Origin of the sequence: Halomonas sp. LBP4 (assembly GCF_003202205.1) — a bacterium.
Lineage (GTDB): Bacteria > Pseudomonadota > Gammaproteobacteria > Pseudomonadales > Halomonadaceae > Halomonas > Halomonas flagellata.
The window spans coordinates 402,136-410,965 of record NZ_PDOG01000002.1 but is presented as its reverse complement, the minus strand read 5'-3'; the positions used below and the strand labels follow the sequence as shown (position 1 = coordinate 410,965).

Below are 8,830 nucleotides of genomic sequence, written 5' to 3'. Positions count from 1 at the left end.
GCGGGCGCGCATACGCCCCGACTGATCGATGACATGAGTCACGACGCCATGACTCTGGACGCCCTCGGCCACATCGTCGAACTTGAGGCCATAGGCTTCCGCGACCTGGCGTGTGGTGTCGGCAGGCTCGTTTTCGCCCCGATAAAGAAACCGCCAACTGGCGGGGTCGAAGTCGAAATTTGTGCCATAGGCCCGCATGTTGTCGCGCGTGCCAGCGATGTCCTCGCTATCGGTAGCAATCGTGATAAATTCGACGTCTTCATGCAGGCCGGCGTCGTTGACTTGCTCCTGTACCTCGGCAATCAGGTTCATATGCACCGGGCAGGCTTCCCTGCAGCGCGTGTAGATGAAATTGAGCACCACGACGCTCTCTTCCAGGTCGGAGGAAGAGACGATATTGCCGTCAACATCGGTCAAGGAGAATGCCGGAGCCGGCTGGTCGACAAACTGGACATAGCGCTCCCGTTCCTGCAATGTCTCCTCGGCCTCGTCGAGGGAGTGAGCGAAGGAAAGCGAGCCGGTCCCGAAGCCGCTGGCGACGACCACGGTGGCGGTCAAGATCGTGTTACGACGATTCCGCATGACACTCTCCTTTTCCCGTGAAGCACCTTGCCGCCAGCAAGGCAATCGACAAGGCATGGCTCGATTTCCACCCGGCAGCGAGGCTGCTTGCTGAAAAAGGTATCCTTGAAGCCCACTTCAAGGTCAAGCCCTCATTTTGGAACCTCGGGGCCGGGAGGGAGCTCCCGACATGGGCCGCCAGCCGGGGCCTTGCCCCTTGGGCTGCCCTGAGGTTGTAGAGTGCTCGTGGGCACGTGGATCAGTGATGCGACGGCGTCATGCTGGCCATATCGACCATTCCGGTCATGGATTGCAGATGCCAGAGTTGCCAGGCGGCAAATGAAATGATCAGCAATGCCGCCATCGTGCGGGTCGCCGGATGACGAATCCATAGCGAGACGCGACGGGCTGCCACGCCGGTCGCCAGGACGGCGGGCAGGGTGCCGAGCCCGAAGGCTCCCATCATCGTCGCGGCGCGCAACGGCTCGGCCACGGCCAGACTCCAGGCCAGCATCGAATAGATCAGCCCGCAGGGCATCCAGCCCCAGATCGAGCCCAGCGCGAAGGCCTGGGGCACCTTCACGACTGGCATCAAGCGTCGGCCAAAGGGCTCGACACGACGCCAGAGAGCGCGCCCCAGGGCCTCGACATGAACCAAACCCTTCCACCAGTTGGCGATATACAGCGCCATCAGAACCAGCATGACAGCCGCCAGGATACGCAGCGCCAGGGCGATACCATCCAGGACATGATTGAGCACGGAACCGAGCAACGCCACGAGGGCGCCGGCGATCATGTAGCTTGTGATACGACCCAAGTTGTAGCCGAGCAACAGGCCGGCCAGGCGTCCCGGCTGCCGCATGCTGGGGGGCACGGCAAAGGTCAGGGCACTCATGATCCCGCCACACATACCAATGCAGTGCGCCCCCCCCAGCAGGCCGAAAATGAAGGCCGCCGCCAACGGCGGCAGGCTCAGGTCGGTGGGATCCATTCAAAGCGCTCCTTTGGGGCTATCCGCCGTATCATGGGAGGGGCTGGTGGTGAAGGCTGCCGGAGGCGAACCGTACAGCGCTTCGAGCTCGATCTGTTCGGGCGGATAGCAAAGCCCCTGATCGGAACAGCCCTGAAAGGTCACCGTGATGGTCAGCGGCTCGGTAGCGGCGTCGCTCGCCTCGATGGGCGCACTGAATACCACCCGGTCATAGAACACATGGATCTCCCCCAGAGATGCATGCACCATGAGCTCGCCGGGAGGCAAGGCCAGTTCAGCGAAACTGACCCCCGGGTCGCGGCTGTCAAGGGCGAACTGATGCCGGTGGAGGTAATAGTCTTCGGCATTGATAAAGCCGACATATACGCGTTCATCGTCTCGCCAGGCGCTGGCCCGGAAGGCTTCTTTAGCCGGCAGGAATCTCCCCTGAACCGGGTCACTGAAGGGATTGCTCTTGTCACGGCCCACGGGAAACTCCCCGCGGGCCGATACCGGCGTGGCGACGAACAGCAGCACCAGCAGAAAAGCGAAGGCCGTTTTCATGAGGCCACCGCCGTTTTCGCCTCATTCACCGGCTGACGCCTCGCCCAGACGACCAGGGCAAGGCCCGCGATGAGCATCGGCAGGGTCAACAGCTGCCCCATGGTCAGCCAGCCGAAGGCGATGAACCCCAGATGGGGGTCGGGCAGGCGCACGAACTCCACGGTGAAGCGGAAGGCGCCATAGCACGTCAGGAACAGCCCGGAGATCATGCCCCGCTGGCGTGGTCGGCTCGACAGCCACCACAGCACGGCAAACAGCACCACCCCTTCCAGGGCGAACTCGTAGAGCGCCGAGGGATGACGCGGCTCCGGCCCCAGCCCCATCATGGGGGGGAATACCATGGCCCAGGGGACATCGCTGATACGCCCCGGCAGCTCGTGATTGATGAAATTGCCGAGGCGCCCCGCGCCCAGGCCGATCGGCACCAGCGGGGCGATGAAATCGGTCAGCTGAAAGAAGGCCAGGCGGTGCTTGCGGGCAAACAGCCATGCTGCCATCAACACACCGGCCAGCCCGCCATGGAAACTCATGCCTCCATCCCAAACCCGAAATAGCCACAAGGGGTTGGCCAGGAGTTGCTCGAGCCCATAGAACAGCACATAGCCAAGGCGGCCACCCAAGATGATCCCCACGGCAGCGTAAAAAATCAGATCGCCGATATCATCGTGATTCAGGCCCAGGCGGTGGGCACGACGACGCCCTAGCCACCAGGCGGCGGTCAGCCCGACTACGTACATCAGGCCATACCAGTGAATCTGTACTGGCCCCAGGGAGATGGCCACGGGATCGATCTGAGGATATTGCAGCATGAGTCTTCCTTATGTTCTAGCAACCAATGCATGTCGCCGAGCTAGCATTTGCGATAGACCTCGCTTACACAACGCCATGATCGATGGTGACGTCGACCGGCGAATCGGACTCACCGAGCGTCACCGGTCCTGCCCCGCCGACCAGGTCGCCTGGCTTCGTTCGACGAAGGAGACGCGACCTCGATGGCCGAGGTTGCCAGCGCCATCACCAGTCATGCATGCCGAGTCCAGACTAGCCTCGCCAGGATCGGCAGGAGCGTGACACCGCTGATCAGAATCAAGACGACTGTCAGACCTCTGGAATCGGCGGTAATCAGTACGTCGCCGAACATGACGATCAGGTACGCCGTCGGAACTACCCCGGCCAGCGTGGCAATCAAGAAGCGCCAGAAGGCGAGCGGTGTGAGGCCCGCCGCGTAACTGACGGCATCGAACGAAATAAATGGCACCAATCGCGATGCGAAAACGACGAGCATCAACCCCGTCTGAGAGCGCCCCTTTCCCAGCCAGTCCAACATGGGACGTATACGCGACCAGCGATGGATCACCTCAAAGCCGAGCAGGCGGGCAATGCCGAAGGCGAGCAGAGCGCCGGCCTCGGCACCGATGACCACATACGCCGTCCCCCAGACAGGGCCGTAGGTCGCACCGGCCACCATGGCGATCGGTCCACTGGGTATCGGGCTCATGACGATGGCCGCTATCATCATGGCAATAATGGCCAGCGGCCCCCAGAAACCCAGTTGACCAACCCACTCGCGCAAGGCCCTCTTATCAGAGAATATCGATAAGGCACCGGTCTCCATCAGGGCCCAGTAGAGAGCTGCCAAGCCAATCAGCACAGCAGTTCCCACTACGAGCCTGGGATTTACACCAAGCTTGCTTGCCATATTCGTCTCATGTGGTGTGCCGAATCCTTTCATTAGGCCAACGGGATTTAGCCTCATGCCTACACTTTTCTTTTATTTCTCGTGTCTCTTGTTAAAAAAGAGATATTTGACGAGCGCAGCAACGCCAAGTATCAGTGCAATAACCAGCAGGATGGCTGTCAGCCCCATCCCCGCCATAGGCCACATGCATGCTTCGCTTCCCATCATCTCGGTCTCCCGTTGACTTTCGCTGCTTAGGCTTGGTGGGCTCGACCCACCTGGGGTTCACCACGTGTCATGGATGCAGCGTCGTCGATATCCGGCGTAAAGCGGCGCAGCCGCAACGAGTTGGTCAGCACGAAGACGCTGGAGAAGCTCATGGCGGCAGCCGCCAGCATGGGGTTGAGCAATACGCCGACGAATGGATAGAGCGCGCCTGCCGCCACAGGGATCAGGGCCAGGTTGTAGCCATAGGCCCAGACGAAATTACCGATGATGGTCCGATGGGTACGCTTGGAAAGTGCCGTGGCATTGACGATGCCTCGCAGGTCGCCACGCATCAGCACCACATCGCCGGCCTCGATCGCGATATCGGTACCGGTGCCGATCGCAATGCCCACATCGGCCTGGGCCAGCGCCGGTGCATCGTTGATCCCGTCCCCCACGAAGGCGACACGTCTGCCCTCCGACTGGAGGCGCCGTATCTCCGCCGCCTTCTGGTCCGGCAGCACCTCGGCGAGCACCCGCTGAATACCGGCCTGCCGGGCAACGGCTTCAGCCGTGGCGCGATTGTCGCCGGTGAGCATGGCCACTTCCAGCCCCAGCGCCTTGAGTGCCGCGATGGCCTCGGCCGAGCCCTCCTTGAGCGGGTCGGCCACCGCGATGATCGCCGCGAGCCGACCGTCCACCGAGGCATAGAGGGGGCTCTTGGCGTCCTCGGCAAGCGCCTTGGCGCGCTCTTCCGCCTTGCCGAGCCCGATCCCGAGCCGGTTCATATAGCGATCGGCACCCACGTGAAGCCGATGACCGGCGACGTCGGCCTCGATACCATAGCCAGGCTCGGCGCCGAAATGGCTCACGGCTGGCAATTCAAGCCCGCGCGCCCTGGCACCGCGCACGATGGCCTCGGCAATGGGGTGTTCGCTCTGCGCTTCCACCGCCGCTACCAGTCGCAGCACCTCATTCTCGTGACCGTCGATCGCTTCGAAGTCGGTCAGCTCGGGGCGCCCCCGGGTCAGCGTGCCGGTCTTGTCCAGCACGACGGTATCCATCTTGGCTAGTGTCTCGAGCGCCGCGCCCTTGCGAAACAGCACCCCCATTTCCGCACCCTTGCCGGTGCCGACCATGATCGCGGTCGGCGTGGCCAAGCCCATGGCGCAGGGGCAGGCGATCAACAGCACGCTGACGGTCGTGACAAAGGCGAAGGACAGGGCCGGGGCCGGCCCGACGGCGAACCACACCCCGAAGGTGATCAGGGCAATGGCGATCACCACGGGCACGAAGACGCCGGCGATCTTGTCGGCCAACTGCTGGATCGGGGGCTTCTCGGCCTGGGCCGCTTCCACCATCCTGATGATTTGCGACAGCAGCGTGTCGGCGCCGACCCGCGTGGCACGGAAGGTGAGCGCACCGTTCTTGTTGATGGTACCGCCGACGACCTCGGCCTCCTTCTGCTTGGCGACCGGCACCGGCTCACCGCTGATCATCGACTCGTCGACATAGGAATGACCGTCTTCAACGACGCCGTCCACGGGGATTCGCTCGCCCGGGCGGGCCAGGAGGTGATCGCCGGGTACGACGGCTTCGATTGGCACCTCGACCGCTTCGCCGTCACGGATGACGCGGGCGGTTTTCGCCTGCAACTGCAGGAGCTTCTTGATCGCCTCGGAGGTACGGCCCTTGGCAAGGTGCTCGAAGTAGCGTCCCAACAGGATCAGCGTCACGATCACCGCCGCCGCCTCGAAATAGCTTTCGGCGGTCCCGGTGGGAAAAAATCCGGGCATCAGCAGGGCGGCGACCGAATAGAAATAGGCGGCGCTCGAACCGATCATGACCAGGCTGTTCATGCCCGGATTGGCATGTCGGAGTTCGGCATAGCCGGCGCGGTAGAAGCGCGCCCCGGCGTAGAACAGGACGGGAGTGGTGAGCAGCCACTCGATCCCCATCCAGCCACGGTGTGGCATCAGGCTCGAGAAGAGCGCCTCCAGCGCCGGAATCATCTTGCCCATGGCGATGATGACCACCGGGATCGTGAACACCGCGGCGAGCACGACCCGGTTGCGAAGCTGTGCTCCCTCCCGGTCCTCGCTGTCCGCCTGCTGTGGCGCATCGCCAGCCTGCGGCTCATAGCCCGCCTCCCGGATGGCATGATGGATACGCGACAACGACACGGCCCCCGGCAGGTAACGTACGAAGGCCTTCTGTGTGGCGAGATTGACACTCACCTCCACCATGCCGGGCAGCTTGCCGAGCGCTCGCTCGATCCGCGAGACGCAGGATCCGCAGCTCATGCCGGTAACGGGAATGTCGCTGCTTTCCACCACCGGCTGATAGCCCGCCGCTTCGATGGCGTCGAGCAGGCCGGCAGTAGGAGTGCCTCCCTCCACCTCGATGGCCGCCTTCTGCATGGCAAGATTTACCTGGGCGTGGATGACCCCCGGCAGCTTGCCGAGCGCACGCTCCACCCGTCCGACGCAGGACGCACAGGACATGCCACGAATCTCGATGTCGACGTTTTCCGCCATGATTGCCTTCCCCTCTCCCTTACCCACCCGACAAGACACGCGAGTTATGGGTATCAGTATTGCGTTGTCAGTGGTTTCGCTCCCGCTCATCGGCTTTATCGGCGATGGCCTCGACGATCGGGCAACCTTCCTGCATCGGCCCCTCTCCTGTGCACTCGATGAGAGTTCTCGACAGCACGGCCTCGACTCGGGAGAGATGCTTGATCTGCTCGCGGATCTTGTGCAGTTTCTCTTCGGCGATGCGCTTGGCCTGCGCTCGGTCGCCGTTGGCATCCTGGAGGATCAGCAGCTCGCGAATCTCGTCGAGCGTGAAGCCCCACTGCTTGGCATGAACGATGAATTGCAGCCTGGCCACCGCGTCGACGGGATAGCGCCGATAGTTGGCGTCCGTGCGCTGCGGGGCGGGCATGAGTTTCTCTTTCTCGTAGTACCGAATCGCCTGGCTGGCGACCCCGCTGAGTTCGGCAAGCTCGCCGATACTGATGGTTTGCATGGCTTCACCTCACGACACTGTGAATCGGACCTTCAGGCAGACCTATGGGGTCGGGCTGCCGGGTTCAGGAACAGTGGCCCTGGTCAGTCCCGCTGGCGCACGACGCAGGCAGGTCGTCTTGACAGCCCAATCCTTGGAGAAGCGCACTCTGGGGTCCCCAATGGCGACAGCGAAACGATGATGTACTGCGCACGATAACCTTTAAGCCAACTTTAAGGTCAAGTGCCTTCGGGATACCATTTATTCTAAAAAATTATACTTTTATTCAGCTATTCATGGTTGACCTTGAAGTGGACATAACCTCTAGAATCGTTCACTGAACCGAATGCGAAGCAGGCAGCCGGCCGCAGGCCGGTTCGCGCCTCGTGCGTTGACACCCCCCAGGAAGCGTAACGCCTTGGAATCTCTCTCTTCTATCGGCTTGATCGGTGCTTTCGCCGGCGGGTTGATCTCCTTCTTCTCTCCCTGCACGCTGCCGCTGCTGCCGGCCTACCTGTCGGTGGTCACGGGCGGTAGTGCCGGCAAGGCCGATAGGCGGCTTGAGGCGTTGATCCTCAGTGCCTTCTTCATCTTCGGCTTCAGCATCGTGTTCATCGTGCTGGGGCTCGGCGCCAGCGGTATCGGTCAACTGCTGCGCGGCTATCGCCAGGAGCTCAACTGGATCACCGGCTCCGTGGTGATCGTGCTGGGCCTGTTCATGACCGGCGTGTTCCGGTTGTCGCTTTTCCAGCGCACCCTTCAGTTCACACCGAACGTCCAGGGCGGCTCCCCGCTGTCGGCGACGGTGTTCGGGGTATCCTTCGCCATCGGCTGGACCCCCTGTATCGGCCCCATCCTGGGCGCCATCCTGATGGCCACCTCCAGTGCCGCCAGTGCCCAGGCCGGCATGATCTATCTCAGCGCCTATTCAGTGGGCCTGGCGCTGCCTTTTCTCGCCAGCACCCTGCTGATCAATCGATTCGCCCTGCATCGGCAAAGTCTGGGGAGGTGGAGCGCCTATGCTCGCCCGGTCGCCGGCACGATCGTGATCCTCATGGGCGTCGCTATCGTCTCGGGTACCATGACGCGCCTCTCCAGCATCATGGTCGATCTCTTCCCGTCCCTGGCGACGCTGGGATAGTCGATACTGAATCTCACCACGCCATCCAACGAACAGGTGACGATACCTGATGTCCTTTTACGAGAAGCATATCTTGCCCCATCTCCTCCACCTGGCGTGTGGCAACAAGGTGGTCGATCGTCAGCGGGCGGCAGTGGTGCCGGAAGCGCGAGGTCGTGTCCTGGAGGTGGGCATGGGGTCCGGTATCAACATTCCTCACTATGATCCAGACAAGGTCGAGCTGGTCTGGGGGCTCGAGCCTTCCGAAGGCATGCGACGCAAGGCCCGCCACAACGTCGCCGGCGCACCGTTCGAGGTGCGCTGGCTGGACTTTCCGGGCGAGGAAATTCCGCTCGAGGACAATAGTGCGGATACCGTGGTGCTCACCTATACCCTCTGTACGATTCCGGACTGGAACCGGGCGCTCGAGCAGATGCGCCGTGTCCTCAAGCCGGGAGGGCAGCTGTTGTTCTGTGAACATGGCACGGCGCCGGATGAGAGTGTGCGCAAGTGGCAAGACCGCGCTAACCCCCTGTGGCGCAAGATGGCAGGCGGGTGCAACCTCAACCGGCCGATACCCGAACTCATCGAGCATGGCGGCTTCGGTATTCACCGGATGGAGACAGGCTATCTGCCGAAGGTCCCAAGATGGGCCGGTTTCAACTACTGGGGGGCAGCCGTTTCCCGGTGACCCGGTATGCGGTCAAGGAGCCGGATGGAC

At 62.3% G+C, this 8,830-nt stretch carries 9 protein-coding genes; 2 read left to right on the top strand and 7 right to left on the bottom strand.

What is annotated here, in order from left to right:
- From CR157_RS08930 to CR157_RS08900, 7 genes are all read right to left on the bottom strand, one after another.
- A partial coding sequence (locus CR157_RS08930) for an SCO family protein (protein ID WP_110283474.1) occupies positions 1-582 on the bottom strand: 582 nt, incomplete at its 3' end.
- A gap of 238 nt (positions 583-820) precedes the next feature.
- Positions 821-1,552 (bottom strand): sulfite exporter TauE/SafE family protein, encoded by a 732-nt coding sequence (locus CR157_RS08925; protein WP_110283186.1) that lies wholly within the window; start codon positions 1,550-1,552, stop codon positions 821-823.
- Positions 1,553-2,095 (bottom strand): protein-disulfide reductase DsbD domain-containing protein, encoded by a 543-nt coding sequence (locus CR157_RS08920; protein ID WP_110283185.1) that lies wholly within the window; start codon positions 2,093-2,095, stop codon positions 1,553-1,555.
- Positions 2,092-2,904 carry a prolipoprotein diacylglyceryl transferase gene (gene lgt, locus CR157_RS08915; protein WP_110283184.1) on the bottom strand — a complete coding sequence of 271 codons (813 nt, stop codon included), beginning with the start codon at positions 2,902-2,904 and terminating at the stop codon, positions 2,092-2,094. Before lgt ends, CR157_RS08920 begins: the two co-directional genes overlap by 4 nt.
- A gap of 212 nt (positions 2,905-3,116) precedes the next feature.
- Complete coding sequence (locus tag CR157_RS08910; protein WP_110283183.1) at positions 3,117-3,794, bottom strand: TVP38/TMEM64 family protein; 678 nt, start codon at positions 3,792-3,794, stop codon at positions 3,117-3,119.
- 233 nt (positions 3,795-4,027) lie between these two features.
- Positions 4,028-6,517: a heavy metal translocating P-type ATPase gene (locus CR157_RS08905; protein WP_110283182.1), complete on the bottom strand. Its 2,490-nt coding sequence runs from the start codon at positions 6,515-6,517 to the stop codon at positions 4,028-4,030.
- A 67-nt stretch (positions 6,518-6,584) separates the two neighbouring features.
- Positions 6,585-7,010 carry a heavy metal-responsive transcriptional regulator gene (locus tag CR157_RS08900; RefSeq protein ID WP_110283181.1) on the bottom strand — a complete coding sequence of 142 codons (426 nt, stop codon included), beginning with the start codon at positions 7,008-7,010 and terminating at the stop codon, positions 6,585-6,587.
- 397 nt (positions 7,011-7,407) lie between these two features.
- Here CR157_RS08900 and CR157_RS08895 point away from each other — a divergent pair, with 397 nt between their 5' ends.
- A complete protein-coding gene (locus tag CR157_RS08895) occupies positions 7,408-8,130 on the top strand; it encodes a cytochrome c biogenesis CcdA family protein (protein WP_110283180.1) in 723 nt (240 codons plus the stop codon).
- A gap of 73 nt (positions 8,131-8,203) precedes the next feature.
- Complete coding sequence (locus tag CR157_RS08890; protein ID WP_258364116.1) at positions 8,204-8,800, top strand: class I SAM-dependent methyltransferase; 597 nt, start codon at positions 8,204-8,206, stop codon at positions 8,798-8,800.
- The last annotated feature ends 30 nt before the right edge of the window (positions 8,801-8,830 follow it).

What these genes read in the sequence shown, in the direction of transcription:
- CR157_RS08925 (WP_110283186.1), bottom strand. Translation starts at nt 1,552, where the DNA reads ATGGATCCCACCGACCTGAGCCTGCCGCCGTTGGCGGCGGCCTTCATT.
- CR157_RS08920 (WP_110283185.1), bottom strand. Translation starts at nt 2,095, where the DNA reads ATGAAAACGGCCTTCGCTTTTCTGCTGGTGCTGCTGTTCGTCGCCACG.
- lgt (WP_110283184.1), bottom strand. Translation starts at nt 2,904, where the DNA reads ATGCTGCAATATCCTCAGATCGATCCCGTGGCCATCTCCCTGGGGCCA.
- CR157_RS08910 (WP_110283183.1), bottom strand. Translation starts at nt 3,794, where the DNA reads ATGGCAAGCAAGCTTGGTGTAAATCCCAGGCTCGTAGTGGGAACTGCT.
- CR157_RS08905 (WP_110283182.1), bottom strand. Translation starts at nt 6,517, where the DNA reads ATGGCGGAAAACGTCGACATCGAGATTCGTGGCATGTCCTGTGCGTCC.
- CR157_RS08900 (WP_110283181.1), bottom strand. Translation starts at nt 7,010, where the DNA reads ATGCAAACCATCAGTATCGGCGAGCTTGCCGAACTCAGCGGGGTCGCC.